The 21146-nt window shown below is 68.3% G+C and carries 20 protein-coding genes; 7 read left to right on the forward strand and 13 right to left on the reverse strand.

Features of this window, described 5'->3' with window-relative positions:
* Positions 1-44: 44 nt before the first annotated feature.
* Entirely contained in the window at positions 45-1646 is a 1602-nt protein-coding gene (locus tag G341_RS0119200) for a DNA polymerase Y family protein (protein WP_026303899.1), read from the reverse strand.
* Positions 1630-2418, reverse strand: a complete 789-nt coding sequence (locus G341_RS0119205; RefSeq protein WP_018180802.1) for a hypothetical protein — start codon at positions 2416-2418, stop codon at positions 1630-1632. The genes G341_RS0119200 and G341_RS0119205 overlap by 17 nt, the downstream gene beginning before the upstream one ends.
* 240 nt (positions 2419-2658) lie before the next feature.
* Between G341_RS0119205 and G341_RS0119210 the strand changes: the two genes are divergently transcribed.
* Positions 2659-3333, forward strand: coding sequence for a class I SAM-dependent methyltransferase (locus tag G341_RS0119210; RefSeq protein ID WP_018180803.1), 675 nt, complete (start codon positions 2659-2661; stop codon positions 3331-3333).
* A gap of 6 nt (positions 3334-3339) precedes the next feature.
* Positions 3340-4566 (forward strand): serine/threonine-protein kinase, encoded by a 1227-nt coding sequence (locus tag G341_RS0119215; protein WP_026303900.1) that lies wholly within the window; start codon positions 3340-3342, stop codon positions 4564-4566.
* Positions 4567-4608: 42 nt separating this feature from the next.
* Here the strand turns inward: G341_RS0119215 and G341_RS0119220 are convergent, their stop codons facing one another.
* The gene (locus G341_RS0119220; protein ID WP_026303901.1) at positions 4609-5331 is read right to left on the reverse strand and encodes a LuxR C-terminal-related transcriptional regulator; all 723 of its coding nucleotides are present in this window, start codon (positions 5329-5331) and stop codon (positions 4609-4611) included.
* Entirely contained in the window at positions 5324-6640 is a 1317-nt protein-coding gene (locus tag G341_RS0119225) for an ATP-binding protein (protein WP_018180806.1), read from the reverse strand. The genes G341_RS0119220 and G341_RS0119225 overlap by 8 nt, the downstream gene beginning before the upstream one ends.
* A gap of 99 nt (positions 6641-6739) precedes the next feature.
* Here G341_RS0119225 and G341_RS0119230 point away from each other — a divergent pair, with 99 nt between their 5' ends.
* Together G341_RS0119230 and G341_RS0119235 are read left to right on the forward strand one after the other, a co-directional pair.
* Positions 6740-8050, forward strand: coding sequence for a PspC domain-containing protein (locus tag G341_RS0119230; RefSeq protein WP_018180807.1), 1311 nt, complete (start codon positions 6740-6742; stop codon positions 8048-8050).
* A complete protein-coding gene (locus G341_RS0119235) occupies positions 8047-8313 on the forward strand; it encodes a hypothetical protein (protein WP_018180808.1) in 267 nt (88 codons plus the stop codon). The genes G341_RS0119230 and G341_RS0119235 overlap by 4 nt, the downstream gene beginning before the upstream one ends.
* 25 nt (positions 8314-8338) lie before the next feature.
* Here G341_RS0119235 and guaA read toward each other — a convergent pair whose 3' ends face one another.
* The 4 genes from guaA to guaB all read right to left on the reverse strand — a co-directional run bounded on the left by guaA (position 8339) and on the right by guaB (position 14575).
* Entirely contained in the window at positions 8339-9913 is a 1575-nt protein-coding gene (guaA, locus tag G341_RS0119240) for a glutamine-hydrolyzing GMP synthase (RefSeq protein WP_018180809.1), read from the reverse strand.
* Positions 9914-9922: 9 nt separating this feature from the next.
* The gene (locus G341_RS0119245) at positions 9923-11686 is read right to left on the reverse strand and encodes a GMC family oxidoreductase N-terminal domain-containing protein (RefSeq protein ID WP_018180810.1); all 1764 of its coding nucleotides are present in this window, start codon (positions 11684-11686) and stop codon (positions 9923-9925) included.
* Positions 11687-11789: 103 nt separating this feature from the next.
* The gene (locus G341_RS0119250; RefSeq protein ID WP_018180811.1) at positions 11790-12950 is read right to left on the reverse strand and encodes a GuaB3 family IMP dehydrogenase-related protein; all 1161 of its coding nucleotides are present in this window, start codon (positions 12948-12950) and stop codon (positions 11790-11792) included.
* Between the two features lie 65 nt (positions 12951-13015).
* A complete protein-coding gene (gene guaB / locus G341_RS0119255) occupies positions 13016-14575 on the reverse strand; it encodes an IMP dehydrogenase (protein ID WP_018180812.1) in 1560 nt (519 codons plus the stop codon).
* Between the two features lie 236 nt (positions 14576-14811).
* Here guaB and G341_RS0119260 point away from each other — a divergent pair, with 236 nt between their 5' ends.
* Entirely contained in the window at positions 14812-15201 is a 390-nt protein-coding gene (locus G341_RS0119260) for a DUF5319 domain-containing protein (protein WP_026303904.1), read from the forward strand.
* 87 nt (positions 15202-15288) lie between these two features.
* Here G341_RS0119260 and G341_RS0119265 read toward each other — a convergent pair whose 3' ends face one another.
* The 3 genes from G341_RS0119265 to G341_RS22630 form a co-directional block, all read right to left on the reverse strand.
* Positions 15289-16218, reverse strand: coding sequence for an anti-sigma-D factor RsdA (locus G341_RS0119265; RefSeq protein ID WP_018180814.1), 930 nt, complete (start codon positions 16216-16218; stop codon positions 15289-15291).
* Positions 16215-16799 carry a sigma-70 family RNA polymerase sigma factor gene (locus tag G341_RS0119270; RefSeq protein WP_026303905.1) on the reverse strand — a complete coding sequence of 195 codons (585 nt, stop codon included), beginning with the start codon at positions 16797-16799 and terminating at the stop codon, positions 16215-16217. Before G341_RS0119270 ends, G341_RS0119265 begins: the two co-directional genes overlap by 4 nt.
* A 123-nt stretch (positions 16800-16922) precedes the next feature.
* Positions 16923-17750 (reverse strand): hypothetical protein, encoded by an 828-nt coding sequence (locus tag G341_RS22630; protein WP_155827075.1) that lies wholly within the window; start codon positions 17748-17750, stop codon positions 16923-16925.
* A gap of 468 nt (positions 17751-18218) precedes the next feature.
* On the opposite strand from G341_RS22630, the gene G341_RS0119280 reads away from it, so the two are divergent.
* Entirely contained in the window at positions 18219-18515 is a 297-nt protein-coding gene (locus tag G341_RS0119280) for a WhiB family transcriptional regulator (RefSeq protein ID WP_026303906.1), read from the forward strand.
* A gap of 79 nt (positions 18516-18594) precedes the next feature.
* Here the strand turns inward: G341_RS0119280 and groES are convergent, their stop codons facing one another.
* Together groES and G341_RS0119290 are read right to left on the reverse strand one after the other, a co-directional pair.
* Positions 18595-18894 (reverse strand): co-chaperone GroES, encoded by a 300-nt coding sequence (groES, locus tag G341_RS0119285; protein WP_026303907.1) that lies wholly within the window; start codon positions 18892-18894, stop codon positions 18595-18597.
* A gap of 206 nt (positions 18895-19100) precedes the next feature.
* Positions 19101-20588 carry an MFS transporter gene (locus tag G341_RS0119290; RefSeq protein WP_245557059.1) on the reverse strand — a complete coding sequence of 496 codons (1488 nt, stop codon included), beginning with the start codon at positions 20586-20588 and terminating at the stop codon, positions 19101-19103.
* 85 nt (positions 20589-20673) lie between these two features.
* Here G341_RS0119290 and G341_RS22635 point away from each other — a divergent pair, with 85 nt between their 5' ends.
* A complete protein-coding gene (locus G341_RS22635; protein WP_018180821.1) occupies positions 20674-21144 on the forward strand; it encodes a MarR family winged helix-turn-helix transcriptional regulator in 471 nt (156 codons plus the stop codon).
* Positions 21145-21146: the final 2 nt, after the last annotated feature.

The following is a 21146-nucleotide window of genomic DNA, read 5'->3' on the forward strand; positions in this document are numbered from 1 at the left end:
AGGCCCAATTTCACAAACAGGCAAGCCTGCCTGTTATTTCGGAGTCATTCATACACCCCCTCGACCGACCAGCCCTGTCCGGCGAAATGCAGCAGCAGGGCCCGCGAATCATCCAGCAGCACTTGGGCCCTCGCCGCCGGGCCGCCGCCGTCCGGGGCCCACCAGCGTTCGTCGGTCGGCCACGGCCCGGCCCACCACTCCAGATCCCAGCTCCGGCTGCCCCACGACAGCGTGGACGGCTCCGAGCTGAAACCGCCGCGACCGGTCACCCGGACCGGCCGGCCATCCGGGTCGGTGATCTGGACCCGCTGCGACATCAGCACCGCCGGCGCCGGCTGCGGCAGCCTGGCCGGCCACGGCGCCTCCGGATCGGCGTCCGGCACCTGCTCATCACCCAGCGGAATCATCGTCACCTGTTGCGCGGGACCGGTCCCGCCGCTGCGGATCGGCACCTGCACCGCCGCGCCGCCGAGCAGTCCCTGCACCCGCATGAGAGCCCGCTTGGCCCGCTGCGCCCCCTCGGGATCGGTTCCGCCGAGGCCGACCTCGCCCAAACCCATCTGCAGCGCAGCCGAATCCACCACCTCCACCGGCTCGAGCCGCAAAGTGACGATCGGCGAATCCGGCCGATCCCCCACCCCACGAACCGCCTTGCCGGTCAACCAGCCGTCGAGCTGCCAGCGCACCCGGTCGGCCGTCGCCTCCGGCGTCAACGGCTCGGCACACCGCCACACGCGCGAACACTCCTGGCCTGTCTCGGTTTTCGCCGTCACGATCAACCGGGTACAGGCCACGCTCGCCGCGGACAACGCGGCATGCAGTTCCACCGACAGCATCCGGCCGATGAAGGCCGCGGCATCCACTCGGTCCACCGGCGGGTCGCACTGATGCTCGACCACCAGATCCGGCGGCAGCGGCTGCCCCGACGGCGGGCGATCCGGTACCGCCCGCGCGACCCGGTGCGCCGCAATGGCATCGGCCCCGAACCTCGTGGCGACGTCGGCGGGCGACAGCCGCGCGAAGTCACCGATCCGCCGAATACCCAATCGGTACAGCAGATCTACGAGATCCCCGCGGTCCTCGGCGCACAGGCTGGGCTCGGATGCGAGTTCGGCGATCGGCAGCGGCGCCAGGAATTCCGCGTCGCCGTTCTCCGGAACGATCTGCCCCCGACGGGCCGCGGTCACCGCCGTGAAGAGCTGGTCGGCCACCCCTATCGACGACTCCGCCCCATGCACCGATACCGCATCGATGAGACGCTCGGCCGCAATCTCCATACCGCCGAAATACCGCGCGGCACCCGCCGCCGACATCACCAGCAGTCCCGGCCGCAGCACCTCGACGAAGGGAATGGTCTCGATCACCCCGGCCACGACCGGTTCGAAGATCCGCGCATTTCTGCCGGCATCCGCGATCGCGACATGCAGCTCCGGCGAGATCGCCTGGCTCTCGCGTTTGCGCATCCCGCGCCGCACCCCCACCGCTCGGGCGGCGGCGTTGCAGGCCCTGACTCGCCCGTTCTCGAACACGGCGACCGGTCGATCCGGGGAAAGATCGATCTCCGCCGCCGCCGCAATGGCGGGCCAGTCGGGGCACCAGAGTGCGAGAACTCGAGGACACTCCGGGGTATCAGCTGGCTCGTGCACCCGATTCCCTTTCCGGCAGGTCCGTCGGCGCCGCCTGAATCCGTTCGACCGATGGCTGCAGTCGCATTCGGCCGTCGCTGAAGCAGACATCGACCCGGCCGTCAGCGCCGGCGAATCCTTTGCCCGCCGTGCGAACCGTCAGTGTGTATCCGCCGATCCGGCCGTATCCGGGACGTCGATCCGGCAGATGCCGATAGCCGCACACCGTGCCATGGACCTTCAGCCGCGCCCCCGACCACCGCCCGTCGACCACCATCAACGCCGCCCCCTTGCCCCGAGCCCGGGCGGTGACCACCCGGCTGCGCGAGGGCGGCACCGACATCCCGCCCAGGCCCAGCACCACCAGATCCATGCCGTCGAGCAGCACCGCGGCGATCTCCACCGGGTCGGCCCCCGGATCGGGCACCACCCCGATCCGGGACAGATCGGCACCCATATCCGCCGCCGCGGCCAGACACAGCTGCGGCCGGCCGATGACCGCGACCTGCCCGCCCGCGGCGGTCACCTCGGCCACGATCGACAGCAGCACCGAGCTGGCACCGGCGAACTCCGTGACCGTGCCGCGCACCAGCCCGCCACCGGGGAACAACGGCGACAGCGCCGCCGATACCGCCAGCACATCCTGCGGATGGTGCTCGTCGAGCGACGACACGGACGACTGCTGTCGTTGCGGAACAATGGAATTCGCCCGACTCGCCGACGAGACCGCCGCGATGCGCTGCCGCAGCTGCGCCAACTTGTCGACCCGCGCGTCCACCACCGGAGCGCTCACACTCCACCTCCCAGCCGTCGATCCGAACGCGATGACCCAGTGGGAAGCGGATGCGGCCGGGAAGGTGCAACATCACGAAAACAGTCATCGAACAAGTTTTCGAGTCAAGAGTAGGACGGGAGTCTGACAAGACGCAAACATCCAGCATCCGGCCGCCGATCACACCTGCCCCAGCCGTCACAGAGCGCGCATATCCCCATGGAGCCCAAGCGCTTTCGGATTTCCGATAGCCTGGTTCCGATGGATATCAGGGCATCGACCAACCCGATGACAGTCCGCGCCCGCAGCTGCCTGGACCGGCTCAACGCCCGTCATCCGTGGAGCCACAACGACCACTTCCACGGATGGATCCTGCGCAATCTGCCCGAGCAGCGCCGACGGGCGCTCGACGTCGGCTGCGGACGCGGCGCGCTGATCGCGGCCCTGGCCGACCGCTTCGCGCACGTCGAGGGAACCGATCACGACCAGACGATGCGGGACGTCGCGACCCAGCGCACCGCGGAACTGGCCAACGTCACCGTCACCGCCCACCAGCTGGATGAACTCGCCGGCCCCTATGACCTCATCACCATGGTCGCCGTGCTGCACCACCTGGATCTCGACCGCACGCTCGCGCAGATCCGGCGGCTGCTCGCACCGGGCGGCCGCTTCCTCGTCGTCGGGCTCGCGCCGCCGGTCAGCACAGCCGACCAGGTCTGGGATCTCACCTCCGCCGTCGCCAATCCGCTCATCGGGATCGTCAAGCATCCCCGCCCAGCGGCGACTCGGCTCGCCCCGCAGTTCCCGGTGATGGATCCGACGATCCCGTTCGACGAGCTGTGCGCTCGATTCGCCGCCGAACTCCCCGGCAGCCGACTACGTCGTCGGCTGTGCTTCCGGTACACCGCCGTGTGGACGAACGCGCAGGTAATCTGACCCGCAATGACCGAGACATCTTCCTCACAGCCGCCCCGACCGGTAGGGCCGGATTACCTGGTCGCCGGGCGTTACCGTCTGCGCTCGATGATCGGCGGCGGCGGCATGGGTGCGGTCTGGCTCGCGCATGACCAGCTGCTCGACCGCGAGATCGCCATCAAACAGGTCATCTCCACCGTCGGCATGACCGAATCGACCGCCGAGGAGATGCGTCAGCGGGCACTCCGCGAGGGACGTATCGCCGCGCGGCTGTCGCACCGCAACGCGATCGCAATGCACGACGTCGCTCTCGAAGCCGGCGAGCCGTGGCTGGTGATGGAATACCTTCCGTCGCAAAGTCTTGCGCAGATTCTCGATCTCACCGGCCCGATCCCGACGACCCAGGCCGCACAGCTCGGCGCGCAGGTCGCCGACGCGATGGCCGAGGGCCACGAGGTCGGCATCATCCACCGCGACATCAAGCCCGGCAACATCCTGATCGCTGATACCGGCCGCAACGCCGGCATCGTGAAGATCACCGACTTCGGCATCTCGCGCGCCCGCGGCGACGTTCAACTCACCCAGACCGGCGTGATCACCGGGACGCCGGCGTATTTCTCGCCCGAGGTCGCTCGCGGCGAAGAACCCACCGAGGCCTCCGACGTCTACTCCCTGGGGTCCACCCTCTACACCGCGGTCGAGGGCACTCCGCCGTTCGGTATCGACGAGAACTCGCTGGTCCTGCTCCACCGGGTGGCCGCCGGGAACATCAATCCGCCGCGCCAGGCCGGCGAGCTCGGACCGATCCTGCGGCAGATGCTCGATCCCGACCCGGCCGCCCGACCCACGATGACCCAGATCCGCGATCGGCTGGCGGTTATCGCGGCCGGTGAATCGGGCAACACCGCAACGGTTCTCACCGCACCGTTGACGGTCGGCACGATGCCGATCCGGAACTATCCGAGCGCTGCGACCACCCGGGCGCACACCCCCGCCCCGCCGCCTGCCCCACAGTATTCCGTTCCGCCCCAGCCGATCCGGACCACACAATGGCCGCACACCTCGATGGTGAGCGCCCCCGAGTGGCAGTCGGGCCCGGAGTCCGCCGGGCCCACGTCGTATCCGTCATACCCGCCGAGAGACGTTCCGGCGCATGGCTATAGCAGCTCGCCCAAGGTGCTGGCCGCCGCGATCCTCGCCGTCTTCATCGCGCTCTCGGTACTGGCGCTGGTTCTCATCGGCACCCTGCGATAACGACCGTAGCTGGTGATCAGCCGGACGTTCAGCTGGCGCCAGCTACCCGATCTGGCGGTTGGCGGCCCAGCGGGTCAGTGCGTTCCGATTCGACTGCTGCGTTTTGCGCAGCACGTTGGAGGCATGCGTCTCAACGGTTTTGATGGAGATCACCAGATCCTCGGCGATCTCCCGATAGGTGTAGCCGCGGGCGAGCAGTCGCAGCACCTCCATCTCGCGGGGCGTCAACGAATCCAGCTCTGGGTCGAGATGCGGCTCGGGCACCGCCGACCGGCCGGTGAACGAGTCCAGCACGAAACCGGCCAGCCGCGGACTGAACACCGCATCGCCCTCGGCGACCCGTCGTACCGCGTCGGCGAGTTCGGGTCCCCCGATCGTCTTGGTCACGTACCCGCGGGCGCCGGCCCGGATGGTCGCGATGACATCCTCGGCCGCATCCGACACGCTCAGCGCGAGGAAAATTGGAGACTTGTTCTCGTTAACAACCTGGCCGGCCTCCGGCCTGCCCGGCCATCGGTCGGCGACCCCGCGCAGCACCGCGACCCCGCCGCCACCGGGCATGTGCACGTCCAGCAGCACCACATCCGGTGCGGCAGCGATGATTCCGGCGACCGCGTCGGCGACCGTGCCCGCCTCGCCGACCACGTCCATCCCGGATTCGCGCGCCAGCTCGGCCCGCACCCCGGACCGGAAGACGCCGTGGTCGTCCACCAGGAACAGTCGATATCGTCCCGGCGCCTGCCCGGCCCCATCCTGCTCAGTCATTGGACTCCTGCTCCATCCCGCTCCCCGGCACCCCGGTCTCCGCTGTCCCGTTCTCCGCCGTACCGTTCTCCGTGACCACCGTCTCGCGGGACCCTATCTCTGTTTCCCGGGCTGTTTCCCGGGGCATCGTCAGGCGCACCTCGGTGCCCCGGCCGGGCGTGGACTGCACCTCGGCACTGCCGCCGCGTCTATCCACCCGGGTCAGAATGGATTTCGCGACGCCCTGCCGATCGTCCGGCACCGCATCCATGTCGAAACCCTTACCGCGATCGCGGATGAACACCTCGACCTCGAGATCGGTCACCTCGGCGTACACCGACACCTTGCGCTCACCGGAATGCTTGGCCGCGTTGACCATCGCCTCGCGCGTGGCACCCAGCAGCGCCGACCAGCATTCGACCTTCTTGGGTTCGGGATCGAAGGCCAAGTCCCCCACCGTGATCACATCCACCTCGATGCCGTAGCCGTCCTCGACCTCCGCCGCGATGGTGGCCAGCGCCGCCGCCAGGGAACTGCCCGGATCCTGATTCCCGCCGAACAGCCACCGCCGCAGCTCGCGCTCCTGGCTGCGGGCGAGCCGGGCCACCTCCTCGGGCCGGTTGCTCTGCTTCTGGATCAGCGCCAGCGTCTGCAGCACCGAATCGTGCAGGTGCGACGCGATCTCCTCGCGTTCCTCGTTGCGGATGCGGGCCGACCGTTCGGCATTGATGGTGCGCAGCATACGGATCCAGATGGGCACGGTGAGCAGCCCGACCCCGAGCAGGGTCGCGAGCACCGCGAGCACGCTGGTCGCCAGGCCGCCGATGTTCTTGGCGCCGGCCAGGACCGCGACCACCAGGCCGGCGACCACGAGCACGCTGCCACCGGCCAGACGTACCCACGTCAACGCCCGCGGCCGGGTGCGGCCCGCGCCCGTGGTGCTGTTGTCGACCTCCCGCCAGACCAGCATCGCGCCGATCGCCACGACGACCAGCGGCACCAGATATCCGGCTGGTGTTCCCGATGCCAGGAAGGCCACCACGAACATCGCCGCCGCCCCCAGCAGGGCGAGCCCGATGCCCTGCCGCCGCTCGCCGGCCGCGGGCGGGTCGGTGTCGTCGCCCTGCGGGCACATGAACCACAGCAACGCATAGGCGGCCGCACCGGCCCCCGCCATCGCCGCCAGCCCGACGAACACAACGCGCACCTTCAGCGGCTGCACGCCGAAATGGTCAGCGATGCCACCGCAGACGCCACCGATCACGCGGCCGCCGTCGCGGCGCACGATGCGCGCGGGCGAGGCGGACGCCCGGGGCGGAGATGAAGTCACGCTTCGATACTGACATGCCGGGAGCGAATCCGGCATCAGGGCAATGATCAGGGTAAATCCCGATGGCGGGCCGTCGGCGCCGTCGACAGAATCGAATCCATGAACTCCGAGCAGTTGCGTCGTCTCTGGGAGACGCGTCCCGTCCGGGTCAGCCACGGTTCCACCGTCGCCGGGGTGTGCGGCGGCATCGGATTGCGCTATCGCGTCGACCCGACACTGATCAAAGTGGCGTTCATCATCTCCACCCTCTTCGGCGGGTCGGGGCTGGCCCTGTACATCGCCGCCTGGGTCGCCTTCCCCTCGTCGACGCTGCAGGTGGAGTCGGATCCGATCCATCGACGTTTCCATCGCTCTCACGGGGTCCGCGGCATCCGCTCGATGCTGTCGCATCCGCCGACCATCGCACTGATCGTGGTGGTGGCGGTGATCGCCGGGGTCTTCAGCCCCAACAACACCTGGACCATGGGCACGATGCTGGGCCTGGTGCTCATGCTGCTCGGCTGGTGGCTGCTCTATCAGCACCAGCCGGACGCCGACCCCGGCACCAGCGCCGACACCGTCGGGCAGGAAACGGCTGCCGGCGCCGCGTCGACCGCGCCGACCGCCGAGGCGCCCGCGATGAGCTGGATCTCGACGTCGACCACCGCAACGACCGCGACCGCCGACACCGTCCCCATCGACCGGCCCGGCACCGGGCCGATCGGCGACGGACCGCGACAGCCGCCGGCCTGGGATCCATTGGGAGCGGCGCCTTTCGCCTGGGATCTGCCCGACCCCTCGCCCACCCCGCCACCTCCACCGGTCGTGCGCCGGTCCAGCCGCCTGACCCCGGTGACGATGGGCACGGCGCTGCTCACGGCCGCCATCGGAACCGCCCTCGCCACCGCCGCCGGCATCGGCTGGCTCACCGCGGCCAAGATCAGTGCACTGGCCCTCGCGGTGCTGGGTGTCGGGCTGGTGATCGCCGCCTTCCGCTATCGGCTGCCTGACGACCGACGCGGTGCGGCACTCGCGTGGATCACCGTCCCCGTGCTGGCGTTGACCGTTGCCGCGGCGGCGCTGCCCGCCTGGAAGTCCAGCCCGGGTGGCGTCGGCGACCGCACCTGGCGACCGATCACCACGACCGATATCGCGTCGAAGTATTCGCTGACGATCGGCAGCGCGTCGGTCGACCTGACCGGTCTGGCCCTCGACGCGGATCGGCAGCTGACGCTGCAGGTCGGTCTTGGCGAGGCGAAGATCTATGTGCCGGACGACATGCGGGTGCGCGCCCAGTGCGAGGTCAGCGTCGGCGATGTCAAATGCCCGGACGGCACCGTCGGTCCGGCCAGCGGCCCGCTGCTCACCGTGCACGCTCGGGCCAACATCGGCCAAGTCACCCTGATCCGTGGACGGAGCGCACCGAAATGACCGACCCTCTCGAAAACGCCTCGATGCCACCCGAATCCGAGATCCCGACACCGGCGAACTCGCCCATCGACCAACCCGAACGCCGCAGCATCCGGATCGGCCTGGCCTTCCTCGGTGCCCTCGCCCTCGTGATCTCCGGGTGGGTACTGGGCGGCGTCGACTTCGATCACCAGAACACGTCCACCCTGACCTGGGTGATCATCGCCGTCGCGGCGACCGCGGGACTCACGCTGATCGCGAGCGGCTGGCGCAAGAAGCGCTAGTGGCGGAGTGCTAGCTGGTGATCAGCTATTCCCATTCAATGGTTCCGGGGGGCTTGCTGGTGACGTCCAGCACGACCCGGTTGACCTCTTCGACCTCGTTCGTGATGCGCGTCGAAATCCGTTCCAGCACTTCGTAAGGCACCCGGGTCCAGTCGGCGGTCATCGCGTCTTCGCTGGAGACCGGACGCAGCACGATCGGGTGACCGTAGGTGCGGCCGTCGCCCTGCACGCCGACGCTGCGTACGTCGGCCAGCAGCACCACCGGGCACTGCCAGATCTGGCCGTCCAGGCCGGCAGCCGTCAGCTCCTCGCGGGCGATCAGGTCGGCGCGACGCAGGGTGTCCAGCCGGTCGGCGGTCACCTCGCCGACGATGCGGATGGCCAGGCCCGGTCCCGGGAACGGCTGGCGGGCAACGATCTCCTCCGGCAGCCCGAGCTCGCGGCCCACGGCGCGCACCTCGTCCTTGAACAGCAGCCGTAGCGGCTCGACGAGGGCGAACTCCAGGTCGTCGGGCAGACCGCCGACGTTGTGGTGGCTCTTGATGTTGGCGGTGCCGGTGCCGCCGCCGGACTCCACGACGTCCGGGTACAGGGTGCCCTGGACCAGGAAGTCGACGGTCTTGCCGGTCGCGGCCTGTTCGCCCAGCACCTCGGAGACCGCTCCCTCGAACGACCGGATGAACTCGCGGCCGATGATCTTGCGCTTGGTCTCCGGATCGCTCTGTCCGGCAAGCTCTTTGAGGAAGACCTCTTCGGCGTCGACGGTGACCAGCCGGGCTCCGGTGGCGGCGACGAAGTCCTGCTGCACCTGCTCGCGCTCGCCGGCACGCAGCAGGCCGTGGTCGACGAAGACGCAGGTGAGTCGATCACCGATGGCCCGCTGCACCAGCGCCGCGGCCACGGCCGAATCGACGCCGCCGGACAGGCCGCAGATGGCCAGTCCGTCACCGACCTGCGCACGCACCTGGTCGATCAGACCCTCGGCGATGTTGGCCGCGGTCCAGGTCGGCTCCAGTCCGGCGATCTCGTACAGGAACCGGGTCAGCACCTGCTGACCGTGCGGGCTGTGCAGGACCTCCGGGTGGTACTGGACGCCGGCCATCTTGCGTTCGACGTTCTCGAAGGCGGCGACCGGAGCGCCCGGCGTCGACGCGGTGGCGACGAAGCCGGCCGGCGGGACCTGCACGGCATCGTTGTGGCTCATCCACACCGGCTGGTCGGTCGGCAGGCCCACATGCAGCACGCCGGGATCGGAGACCGTCAGCGTGGTGCGTCCGAACTCCCGGCCACCGGTGTTGGCGACATCGGCGCCGAGGCCGAGCGCCATCGCCTGGAATCCGTAGCAGATGCCGAAGACCGGCACGTCCAGATCCAGAACCGCCGGGTCCAGGCTGGGCGCATCCTCGGCATACACCGACGCGGGTCCGCCCGAAAAGATCAGGGCCGCAGGATTCTTCGCCTTGATCTCGTCGAGCGTGGCGGTGTGCGCGATCACCTCGGAATAGATCCGTGCTTCGCGCACGCGTCGCGCGATCAGCTGCGCATACTGCGCACCGAAATCGACGACGAGGACCGGTCGCGGCGTAGTGGAGCTTGTCACCGCCCCATCTTATGCGGTGGCCGAATCCGTGGCGGTGGGGCGCTCGGCCTTGTTCACCACCGTGAGCGGCAGCCGCAGCACACCCGGCGCCCCCTCCGGGACGATCGGGGTGTTCGGCTGCACGGGCTCGATGCGCTGGTAGCCGACCTGCTGCCGCGGACGGGTGTCCTTCTCGTTCTTGTTGGGCCAGAACGACATCGCGCGCTCGGCCTGGGCGCAGATGGACAGCGACGGGTTGACGCCGAGGTTGGCGGTGATCGCCGCGCCATCGGTGACATGCAGCGTCGGGTAGTTCCACACCCGGTGGTACGGGTCGATGACACCTGTGGCCGGATTGTCGGAGATCACACATCCGCCCAGGTAGTGCGCCGTGAGGGGCATGTTGAACACGTCGCCCCAGGTGCCGCCGGCGATACCGCCGTCGAGCTTGTCGGCGATGCGCCGGGTGGCCTCGTTGCCGGCCGGAATCCACGTCGGGTTCGGCTCGCCGTGCCCCTGCTTGGAGGTGACGTACTTGAACGGACCGCGCTTACGGACGAACGTGGTCAGCGAGTTGTCGGTGGACTGCATGACCAGCGCGATGATCGTGCGCTCGCTCCACTGCCGGACGTAGAATAACCGGACGAGCAGGAACGGGTTGGCGACGATCTGCTTGAGCGCCTGCGTCAACCGATTCCGGCGGGTACCGCCGTCGGTCAGGATTGTCTGCAGGAATGCCATCGCGTTGGAGCCCTTGCCGTAGCGCACCGGCTCGACGTGCGTGTTGGACTCGGGATGGAACGACGACGTGATCGCCACGCCATGCGAATAGTCATGCGCGGCATCGTATTTGCGCGACATGGCGCCGAGGATCGACTCGGAGTTGGTGCGCGTCAGCAGACCCATCGCGTCGGAGATCTCGGGCAGCGTCGATCCCTTCGCCGCGTGCATGAGCTTCTGCGTGTTGAACGTGCCGGCGGCCATGATCACCTGTCCGGCCGTGTAGGTGCGACGCCGCGCCCCGAGCGGCCCCCACGCCGACGACCGGGTCGTCTCGACCGCCCAGGTGCCGTCGGCCCGCTGCCGCAGGCCGGTGACCGTGGTGCGCTCGATCACCGTCGCGCCCTTGGACTCGGCGAGTCCCAGATAGTTCTTGAGCAGCGTGTTCTTGGCGCCGACGCGGCAACCGGTCATGCACGACCCGCACTCGGTGCAGACGGTCCGCTCCGGGCCGGCCCCGCCGAAGTACGGATCGGCGACGGTCTCGCCGGGTGCGCCCGCACCGCCGGTCTTGTCGCCGAAGAAGACGCCGACCGGCGTCGCGACAAAAGTGTCGCCCGCGCCCATCTCCTCGGCGACCTCCTTCATCACCCGGTCCGACTCGGTGAAGGTCGGGTTGGTGACGACGCCGAGCATCCGGCGAGCCTGGTCGTAGTGCGGGCTCAGCTCGTCTTCCCAGTCGGTGATGTGATTCCACTGCGGATCGGTGAAGAACGGGGTCGGCGGCTTGTACAGGGTGTTCGCATAGTTGAGCGATCCCCCGCCGACGCCGGCGCCGGCCAGGATCATCACGTCCTTGAGCATGTGGATCCGCTGGATGCCGAGCATCCCCAGTTTCGGCGCCCACACGAACTTGTGCACCCGCCAGCTGGTCTTGGCGAACTGGTCGTCGGTGAAACGGCGACCAGCCTCGAGCACGCCGACCTTGTACCCCTTCTCCGTCAGGCGCATCGCGCTGACCGATCCACCGAAGCCGGATCCGATGATCAGAACGTCGAAATCAGGTGTGCTCACGTCGGGTACTCCTCGGGGGCTGTGAACGTCGGGGCTGTGAACGTGTCAACGGACGATGTTACATCGCCGCATGTGCAACAGATCACCCCGGCTGTGCAGCAGATCACGCAGAGACGGTGAGCCCGACTTTCTGGAATTCCTTGAGGTCGGAGTACCCGGCCTTGGCCATCGAACGCCGCAGTCCGCCAACGATATTCATCGCGCCGTGCGGATCGTGGGACGGTCCGTGCAGGATCGCCTCCAGGCTCGCCGGCTCGTCGTCGCCGACAAGGGTCAGCATGCCGCGCGGCATCGACGGGTGCGCCGCCACCGATGGCCAGTACCAGCCGCGGCCCGGCGCCTGCGCGGCGGCGGCCAGCGGCGCACCCAGCACGGCCGCATCGGCACCGCAGGCGATCGCCTTGGCCAGATCGCCCGATCCGGCGATGTCGCCGTCGGCGATGACGTGCACGTAGCGACCACCGGTCTCGTCCAGATAGTCGCGGCGAGCCGCGGCGGCGTCGGCGATGGCGGTGGCCATCGAGACGCCCATGCCCAGCACCTCGCGGGTGGTGGTGGCGCGCTCGGTGGAGCCGTAGCCAACGATCACTCCGGCCGCGCCGGTGCGCATCAGATGCAGCGCCGTGCGGTGATCGTGGACGCCGCCGGCGACCACCGGCACGTCGAGTTCGGCGATGAAGGTCTTGAGGTTCAGCGGCTCCGGCGCCCCATCGCTGTCGGCCGAGCCGTCACCGTTGGAGACGTGTTCCGCCGAGATGATGGTGCCGTGCACGACCAGCAGTTCCACGCCGGCGGCCAGCAGCGTCGGGGTCAGCCGTTGCGCATGCTGCGGGCTCACCCGCACCGCGGTCGTGACTCCGGCCTCGCGGATCCGGGTGATCGCAGCGCCGAGCAGGTCCGGGTCGATCGGTGCCGCGTGCAGCTCCTGCAGCTTGCGGGTGGTCGCACCGGCGTCGCCGCCCTCGGCGACCGCGACGAGTTCGGCGATCTTGTCCTCGGCGTTGCGGTGGCGCGCCCACAGACCTTCGCCGTTGAAGACGCCCAGCGCCCCGAGGCGACCGAGTTCGATCGCCACCTCCGGCGACATCAGCGCATCGGTCGGGTGGCCCAGGATCGGCGACTCGAACCGGTAGGCATCCAGCTGCCAGGCCGTCGACACCTCCGATGATGATCGCGTCCGGCGCGACGGGACGATGTTGATGTCGTCCAGTTCAAAGGTGCGGCGGGCGGTCCGGCCCATGCCGATGTCTACGAGATCACGCACGACGAGTGCCTTTCAGATCAGGTGGGCAGCGATTGCGCCCAGTTCGCCAGGGTTTCGGCCCCGGGTCACCGGGAATAGTAGTTCGGTGCCTCGACCGTCATGGTGATGTCGTGCGGGTGGCTCTCTTTCAGACCGGCGGCGGTGATCTGCACGAACTGCGCGTTCTGCAGTTCTTCGATGGTGTTCGCGCCGGTGTAGCCCATCGCGGCGCGCAGACCGCCGCCGAGCTGATGGATGACCTGACCGAGCGGGCCGCGGAAGGGCACGCGGCCCTCGATGCCCTCGGGGACGAGCTTCTCCTCCGACAGGACGTCGTCCTGGAAGTAGCGGTCCTTGGAGTACGACTGACGCTGCCCGGACTGGTCCGCGCGGCCCTGCATCGCGCCCAGCGACCCCATGCCGCGGTACGACTTGAACTGCTTGCCGTTGACCAGGATGAGCTCACCCGGCGCCTCGGCCGTGCCGGCCAGCAGCGAGCCGAGCATCGCGGTCGACGCGCCGGCCGCCAGGGCCTTGGCGATGTCGCCGGAGTACTGCAGGCCGCCGTCGGCGATGACCGGGACGCCGGCCGGCTTGCACGCGGCGACCGCCTCGAGCACCGCGGTGATCTGCGGGGCGCCCACGCCGGCCACGACGCGCGTGGTGCAGATGGAGCCGGGCCCGACACCGACCTTGACGGCGTCCACACCGGCATCGACCAGCGCCCGCGCGGCCGCGCGGGTCGCGACGTTGCCGCCGACGACCTGAACCCGCTCGCCCACTTCGGTTTTCAGCTTGGCGACCATCTCCAGCACCAGGCGGTTATGCGCATGCGCCGTGTCGACGATGATCACGTCCACGCCGGCATCCGACAGCGCCATCGCCCGCTTCCACTGCTCGTCACCGGTGCCGACGGCGGCACCGACGAGGAGCCGGCCGTCGCTGTCCTTGGTGGCGAGCGGATGCTGCTCGGTCTTGACGAAGTCCTTGACGGTGATCAACCCGGTCAGGCGGCCGTGGCCGTCGACGATCGGCAGCTTCTCGATCTTGTGGCGACGCAGCAGCCCGAGGGCGGCGTCCGCGGACACGCCCTCCTGGGCGGTCACCAGCGGCGCCTTGGTCATCACCTCGGACACCGGGCGGCTCGAGTCGGCCTCGAAACGCATGTCCCGGTTGGTGATGATGCCGACCAGCTGGTCGTTCTCGTCGGTCACCGGCAGCCCCGAGATGCGGTAGCGCGCACACATCGCATCGACCTCGGCGATGGTGTTGTTCGGCTTGCAGGTGACCGGGTTGGTGACCATGCCGGCCTCCGACCGCTTCACGGTCTCGACCTGACCGGCCTGCTCGTCGATCGACAGGTTGCGATGCAGCACGCCCATGCCGCCGGCGCGGGCCATGGCGATCGCCATCCGCGCCTCGGTGACGGTGTCCATCGCCGAGCTGACCAGCGGCACGCGCAGGCGGATGTTGCGCGTCAGCTGCGAGGAGGTGTCGACCTCACTGGGGATGACGTCGGAGGCGGCCGGAAGCAGCAGCACGTCGTCGAACGTCAGTCCGAGCATCGCGACCTTGTTCGGATCGTCTCCCCCGGTCCGTACGGGGGTGGACGGGGCCGTGATTTCGGTCTTCGCAGCGTCAGACATGGCCAGATCAACCTCCGCATGGATCGAGTAATTCCGGAATAGACCGCCAAGGAACGGGGTGCGCGCGCGTGGCAGATACCCATCGTATCGTCGGATCCGCTGTCACCCGAACGGCGGTATTCGGACGCCGCGCAGCTGCGTCCGCGCGCCCGGATCCGGAAGTTTCGCGGCGCACGCCGACGCAGTACGCAGCGGAAAGTGGCGCGGGCCACCGCTTGCTGACTACCGTGGAGCACGTGCGCGACAATCTTCCCCCGGGCCTGCCCCCGGACCCGTTCGCCGACGATCCCAGCGACCCGTCGGCGGCGCTGGATTCTCTTGATCCGGGCGCGCCGCTCGATCCCGCCGAACGGATGGCGGTCGAAGAGGATCTGGCCGATCTCGCGGTCTATGAGGCCCTGCTGGCTCCGCACGGCGTGCGGGGTCTGGTCGTCGTGTGCGAGGACTGCCAGCAGGATCACTACCACGACTGGGACATGCTGCGCGCCAACCTGCTTCAGCTGCTCGTCGAGGGCACGGTGCGGCCGCACGAGCCGGCCGTCGACCCGGCGCCGGACGCCTACGTCACATGGGACTACTGCCGCGGATACGCGGACGCGATGATGCGCGGCTCGGATATCGACTGACCGGCCCACAGACACAAAAACGCCGATGTCCTTCGACATCGGCCGGGTGATCTCAGGTCACCAGAGTTTCGGAAGAATCCGCGGCGCCTAAAGCCCGCCGTAGGTCGGGATCGTCGGTAGCTGGTACACCCCGGCGCCCGGCTGCACCGGCGGAATCGTCACGGGTGGCAGCGTCGGAATCACGGTCGGGATCGTAGCCGTGGGCACGGTCACCGTCGGAACGGTGACCGTGGGCAGCGACTCGGTCGGCAGCGGGAGCGTGGGCAACGTCACGGTCGGCGGCAGCGTCGGCAATGTCGGCGGCGTCACCGGTATCGACGGAACCGTATGCGAGGACGACGGCGGCTTCAGCATGTTGGTCCACGGCAGGGTCGGGATGGTCAGCGGCGACGTGACGGTCGGCGCCGTCGGCGTCGTCGGCGAGTCGAGCTGATTGCGCAGCACGTCGATCTGGCTCTCGATCTTCTGGCGGTGATCGTCGTCGTGGATCTTCGAGGCCCGATCCTGCAGGGCGTTGAGATATTGCCGCGCGGACGAGCGGTCGCCGCGACTGATGGCCGCGGTGGCGGACGAGGCCGCTTCCTGCGCGGCGGCCATGTTGGTGGTCTCGGCGGCGGCCTTGCTGAACATCACCTGCTTGACGCCCCACAGCGCCGATCCAGGCGACGCGTCGTGGGCAGCGATGGTGACACCGCCGATGGCGATGGCGATGGCGGCCGCAGCGCCCGAGACGACCTGCAGGCGTCGCATGCGGCGGTGGTGCCGGGCCCGGGTGTCGACGCGCTGGATCTCGGCTTCCACCTGCTCCAGCGTCGGCTCGGCCGGCATCGGCGTGGCTCCGGCGTCGATCCGCCATCCGGCGAGCAACGAGGCGAGCTCGTACTCCTGGTCGGACTGCGTGGCGACGTATCCATCGGTGCGCAACGCCTCGATGAGCTGATCGTCGGCGTAGACAGCAGACAGATCGAAAGGCGTTGCGTCTTCCCCGGACAGGAAGTCATCAAACTTGTCGGTCATGTGTTGTCGTCACCCACTCTCACCCTCGTCAGTTCGGTCTTCAGCTTGTTCAGTGCCCGATGCTGCGCGACCCGCACAGCGCCGGCCGTGCTGCCGACCGCCTCGGCGGTCTCCTCCGCCGACATTCCGACGACGAGGCGCAGCACGAGAACCTCACGCTGCTTTTCGGGCAGCAGTTCGAGCAGCTCAGCCATCCGCCGACTGGCGTCTGCATCGAGCGCAAGCTGCTCGGGGCCGTTGTCCACCGACATGGCCTCAGGAAGCTCCTCGACCGGATCCGCCTTCACCCGGGCAGCACCCCGGTGGGCGTCGGCCACCTTGTGGGCGGCGATCCCGTACACGAACGCCATAAACGGCCGACCCTGGTCTCGATACCGGGGCAGAGCCGTCATGACCGCCATGCACACCTCCTGTGCCACGTCGTCCGCAGACAACGTATGCCGCTCTCCAGCACCGACCCGTGCGCGGCAGTACCGCACAACCGGTGGTCTGATGCTCTCGAGGACATCAGCGAGAGCCGACCGGTCGCCCTGCACAGCGGCAGCGGCGGCGCGATCTAGCTCGTCACCTGACAGATTCATCGAAGATGTGTGCCTCAGCGTTACGGAACCGTCACTACTTCGTAGAAATAAGTAGCTTGGTCACTCGAAATTCTCCACGTAAATAGCCTGCCCAGGAAGTCCCCCGACCAGTCCTAGGCAAGCTTAGCGACCGGCCCCGACCGCTCGATGCAAACCCACCTCCGGCACATACATCCAGCTAGACAGCGTGTTCACAGCCCGAACCCAGGGACCGTCCGGATCGAGCGACCGTAGCAGCATCGCCGCGGCCCACTGCAACGGCCGTTGTCGGTGCTCATGTGATGTACCGAACACTTCCTGTGCCATCACCGTCGCCTCCCCCGCATCGCCGCTCGCCGCCGCGGTGGCCGCTCCGATCAGCACCGTCTTGAGCCGATGACGCAGCGACGGCGTGTCGGCATCCATCTGTTCGACGATCGCCCGCGCCGTGGCCGAGTCGCCGCTATAGAGCGCCAGCTCGGCGCCGACCCACTGCCGACGGAGCGTCACCCGGCCCGATCGCCACCACGGATCGTCGGCACTCGCCGCGCCGGACGCCGCCGGATCGACCTCCGCGGCACGAGCCAGCAACCGGCCGGCCGCCGTGAACTCGCCGCGGCCCAGGTTGTCGGCGGCCAACCCGACCAGCGCGTCGGCCAACGACACCGCATCATCGGCCGCCGACACCGCCCGACCATCCCACGCCAACGCGATCCGATGCTGTCCGCACTGACGCAGATGCGACGCCGTCGCACTGAACGCGAGGGAGCGCATCGCCGCCGGGGCCGGGCCGCGGGTCAGGTACCGCAGATCGGCGGCCGCCGCCGCGTAACGGCCGAGTCCGCCGAGCGCGACCGCCCGGAACCACCGCGCCTGCAGCACGTTGTCGGGTCCGAGCGGAAACGCCGCGGGTGATACGTCGAACGCGCCGGGCGAATCGCCGAACGCCGCGTCGATCAGCTGCAAAGGCACTGCAATTCCTTTTGTCCATTCGGAATTTCCGAGAAATTAACCTGAGCGGATTTTCCCACGTGTCCGATTTTTTCTTATGATCGGGTCAATTCAATATTGCCGGCAGGTTACCGATTCGACGGCCCGCAAAGCCGCCACGACACCCCCGCGCGCCCGCCGGTGACCGGCTAATCAGCCGCGAAAAGTGCTGTTGAACAGTGAAGATACTGCCTTTACCCGAGTGAACCGATGCTGGCCAGACCGCATTATCACATCGATTCGTTGACGCCTAGTGTTTACCTGGATCCGCCACAAAAGGGGTTTGGATCACCATTCGCGGGTGGTTGACGACAATTCCCACAATTGCCTACCGTGGGCGATGCCTTACCGGAAAACAGCGCGGTTCACCGGCCCGGCTCCAGCGGGATTACCCGCTTCCCATGTTCCCGGTCCACTACGGCACCGAGGTACCGGCACCAGGAGGATCAGATGCCAGCACCCAACCAACTCCCCGGCCCCAACGCGGACATCTGGGATTGGCAGATGAAGGGGACCTGTCGAGGTGTCGATTCGTCGGTCTTCTTCCATCCGGATGGCGAACGCGGCCGCGCCCGCGCCCAGCGTGAACGACGCGCCAAAGAATTGTGCAAGCAGTGCCCGGTGATCGCCCAGTGCCGTCAGTACGCCCTGTCCGTGTCCGAGCCTTACGGCATCTGGGGCGGGCTGTCGGAGTCCGAGCGCGGCGTCCTGGCCCGGCGCAGCACCGCCGGGCGGCGCATCGCCTGACGGGTTTCGCCCGTCCCCCGGAGACGACTTCGCCCCGGCACCGAATTCGGTGCCGGGGCGAAACGCTTCTTGCCGCGATCTACTTGGAGATGACCGCCAGCACGTCACGAGCCGAGAGGATCAGGTAGTCCTGTCCGGCGTACTTGATCTCGGTGCCGCCGTACTTGCTGTAGACGACGGTGTCGCCTTCCTTGACGTCGACCGGGATCCGGGTGCCGTTGTCGGTCACACGACCCTCGCCCACGGCGATGACGGTGCCTTCCTGCGGCTTCTCCTTGGCCGTGTCAGGGATGACCAGGCCGGAGGCGGTCGTCGTCTCGGCCTCGACGGCCTGGACGAGGATCTTATCCTCGAGCGGCTTGATGTTCACACTCGCCACGATTCGAGCCCTTCCATGTGGATTACGGTGTCCGCTGCAGCTAACCGCAGTGGTCACCAGGTGTTTCGGGATATAACGCATGTGGCGCCGTGCTTGGCCCGTCGTCGCGGTGCCGGACCTCACCGGTGCCAACTAGCACTCTATACATGAGAGTGCCAGCACTCAAGGCGGTTGAGCGCTGGCACTCCCCGGTACGGCCGGCGGCGCTACGCGGCGCGCCGGGCGCGCACCCCGTCGGCGATGAGCAGGCCCACGGTGCCCAGCAGTCCGACCGCGGTCAATCCGACGATGACCAGGAACCCCGCCTGCATGCCGCCGAGCAGCTCACCCTGCTTGACCGTGGTCCCCGAGCTGCCGAGGATCGCGGTGATCACGGCCAGCCAGATCGCGCCGCCAACCTGGATCGACGTGTTCACCAGCCCCGAGGCCAGCCCCTGCTCGTCGTCGTGGATACCGGCGGTCGCCTGCGAGTTGACCGACGGGAAGCAGAGGGCGAATCCCACACCCAGCAGCACGATCGTCGGCAGCAGGAAGTCCGCGTAGTTCATCCCCGGCTGCACCCGCAGGAACCACAGGTAGGCGGCCAGGAACGCGGCCAGTCCGACGACGATCAGCACCTTGGTGCTGACGCGATCGAGCACGCGATCCATCTTGGTGGCGCTCGCCGCCACGATCAGCCCGGCGGGCAGGAAGCCCAGCGCGACCTCGATCGGCGACCAGTGCAGCGAATCCTGCAGGTACAGCGTGACCATGAACTGGAACGCCATGTATCCGCCGAACATCACCATGCCGGACATGTTGGCGTGCACCAGCCGTGCCGACCGCAGGATGCCGAGCCGGACCAGTGGGTGCCGGTGGCGCCGCTGCACCAGGACGAAGATCGCCAGCAGTACCGCCGACCCGGCCAGCAGCCCGATCGTCTGCCCGGAGACCCAACCCACCTGCGGCGCCCGCACGACCGCGAACACCAGCAGCAGCATCGCCAGCGTGCTGCTGGCCGCGCCGGCCGCGTCGAACTGCGCCCAGCTGAACCGCGTCCGCTCCGAGCGCGGGATCACCCGCAGGCCGATCAGCAGCAGCGCCAGCGCGATCGGTCCAGGGAAGAACAGCGTTGCGCGCCATGACCATTCGGTCAGGAGACCGCCGAAGACCAGGCCCAGCGAGAAGCCGCTGGCGCCGCAGACGGTGTAGATCGACAGCGCCTTGTTGCGCGCCGGCCCCTCCGCGAAGGTCGTGGTGATGATCGACAGGCCGGCCGGCACGGTGAACGCCGCAGCCACGCCCTTGAGGAAGCGCAGGGCGATGATCAGCTGGTCGATGCTGACCAGCGCGCTGATCACCGACGCCACGCCGAAGACGCCGACTGCGACCAGAAGCACCCGGCGCCGGCCGAGCAGATCGCTCGCGCGCCCGCCGAGGAGCAGCAGTCCGCCATAGCCGAGCACGTATCCGCTGACGATCCATTGGAGTTGCGACGGGCCCATCCCCAGGTCACGGCCGATCGACGGGAGCGCGACACCCGCGGCCGAGACGTCCAGGCCGTCCAGGAACAGGACGCCGCCCAGCACTACGAGCAGCAGCCACACCCGGCCCGGCCAACCGGCCGCCGATGTGACGAGTTGGTGTATCGGGCGTCGACCGGCGGTCGCATCCCGAGCGCTTTCCGGAGGTTGAATGAGAAGTTCTGTCGTCATGCGAGGAACTATATGCATATGCATTAGTTCTGTCTACATATATTGCAGACGCATGTTTTGCAGTTGCATGTGTTAGGATGCGGACATGTCCGACGATGTATGCGACGAGGAGCTGGCGGCTCAGTGGCATCGACTCACCGTGCGATTCCACAAGCTCAACTGCACCATCGATCGGACGCTGCAGACCAACGCACAGGTGTCGGCCAGCGAGTTCGAGACGCTTGAACAGCTCACCGAGGCGGACGGAAAGATGCGGATGAGCGAGCTCTCCGACCTCGTCCACCTCAGTCAGAGTGCGCTATCGCGGCTGGTCACCGGCCTGGAGAAGAACGGCTACGTCAATCGCACGATGTGCGACTCCGACCGCCGATCGGTCTTCGTACAACTGACCGATGCGGGCGCCGCCAAATACGCCGAGGCCAAGGTTGTTCAGCGGGCGGTGCTGCGCAGCGAGGTCTCCCGGGCCCTGCTGCAGGCCGATGGCGAGACCCGCAGCACCGGCCTCTGCGGCGCCGACGAGTTCGCGGCCGCCGCCCGGGCCCACCTGACTGTCTAAAG

This window comes from Jongsikchunia kroppenstedtii DSM 45133 (assembly GCF_000380485.1).
Taxonomy (GTDB): domain Bacteria; phylum Actinomycetota; class Actinomycetes; order Mycobacteriales; family Mycobacteriaceae; genus Jongsikchunia; species Jongsikchunia kroppenstedtii.

Excerpts from the sequence above, each read along its gene's own strand:
- guaB (WP_018180812.1), bottom strand. The coding sequence starts at position 14,575 with ATGTCTGACGCTGCGAAGACCGAAATCACGGCCCCGTCCACCCCCGTA.
- G341_RS0119220 (WP_026303901.1), bottom strand. The coding sequence starts at position 5,331 with ATGACTGAGCAGGATGGGGCCGGGCAGGCGCCGGGACGATATCGACTG.
- G341_RS0119210 (WP_018180803.1), top strand. The coding sequence starts at position 2,659 with ATGGATATCAGGGCATCGACCAACCCGATGACAGTCCGCGCCCGCAGC.
- G341_RS0119230 (WP_018180807.1), top strand. The coding sequence starts at position 6,740 with ATGAACTCCGAGCAGTTGCGTCGTCTCTGGGAGACGCGTCCCGTCCGG.
- G341_RS0119235 (WP_018180808.1), top strand. The coding sequence starts at position 8,047 with ATGACCGACCCTCTCGAAAACGCCTCGATGCCACCCGAATCCGAGATC.
- G341_RS22635 (WP_018180821.1), top strand. The coding sequence starts at position 20,674 with ATGTCCGACGATGTATGCGACGAGGAGCTGGCGGCTCAGTGGCATCGA.
- G341_RS0119270 (WP_026303905.1), bottom strand. The coding sequence starts at position 16,799 with ATGAATCTGTCAGGTGACGAGCTAGATCGCGCCGCCGCTGCCGCTGTG.
- G341_RS0119265 (WP_018180814.1), bottom strand. The coding sequence starts at position 16,218 with ATGACCGACAAGTTTGATGACTTCCTGTCCGGGGAAGACGCAACGCCT.
- G341_RS0119280 (WP_026303906.1), top strand. The coding sequence starts at position 18,219 with ATGCCAGCACCCAACCAACTCCCCGGCCCCAACGCGGACATCTGGGAT.
- G341_RS0119290 (WP_245557059.1), bottom strand. The coding sequence starts at position 20,588 with ATGACGACAGAACTTCTCATTCAACCTCCGGAAAGCGCTCGGGATGCG.
- G341_RS0119215 (WP_026303900.1), top strand. The coding sequence starts at position 3,340 with ATGACCGAGACATCTTCCTCACAGCCGCCCCGACCGGTAGGGCCGGAT.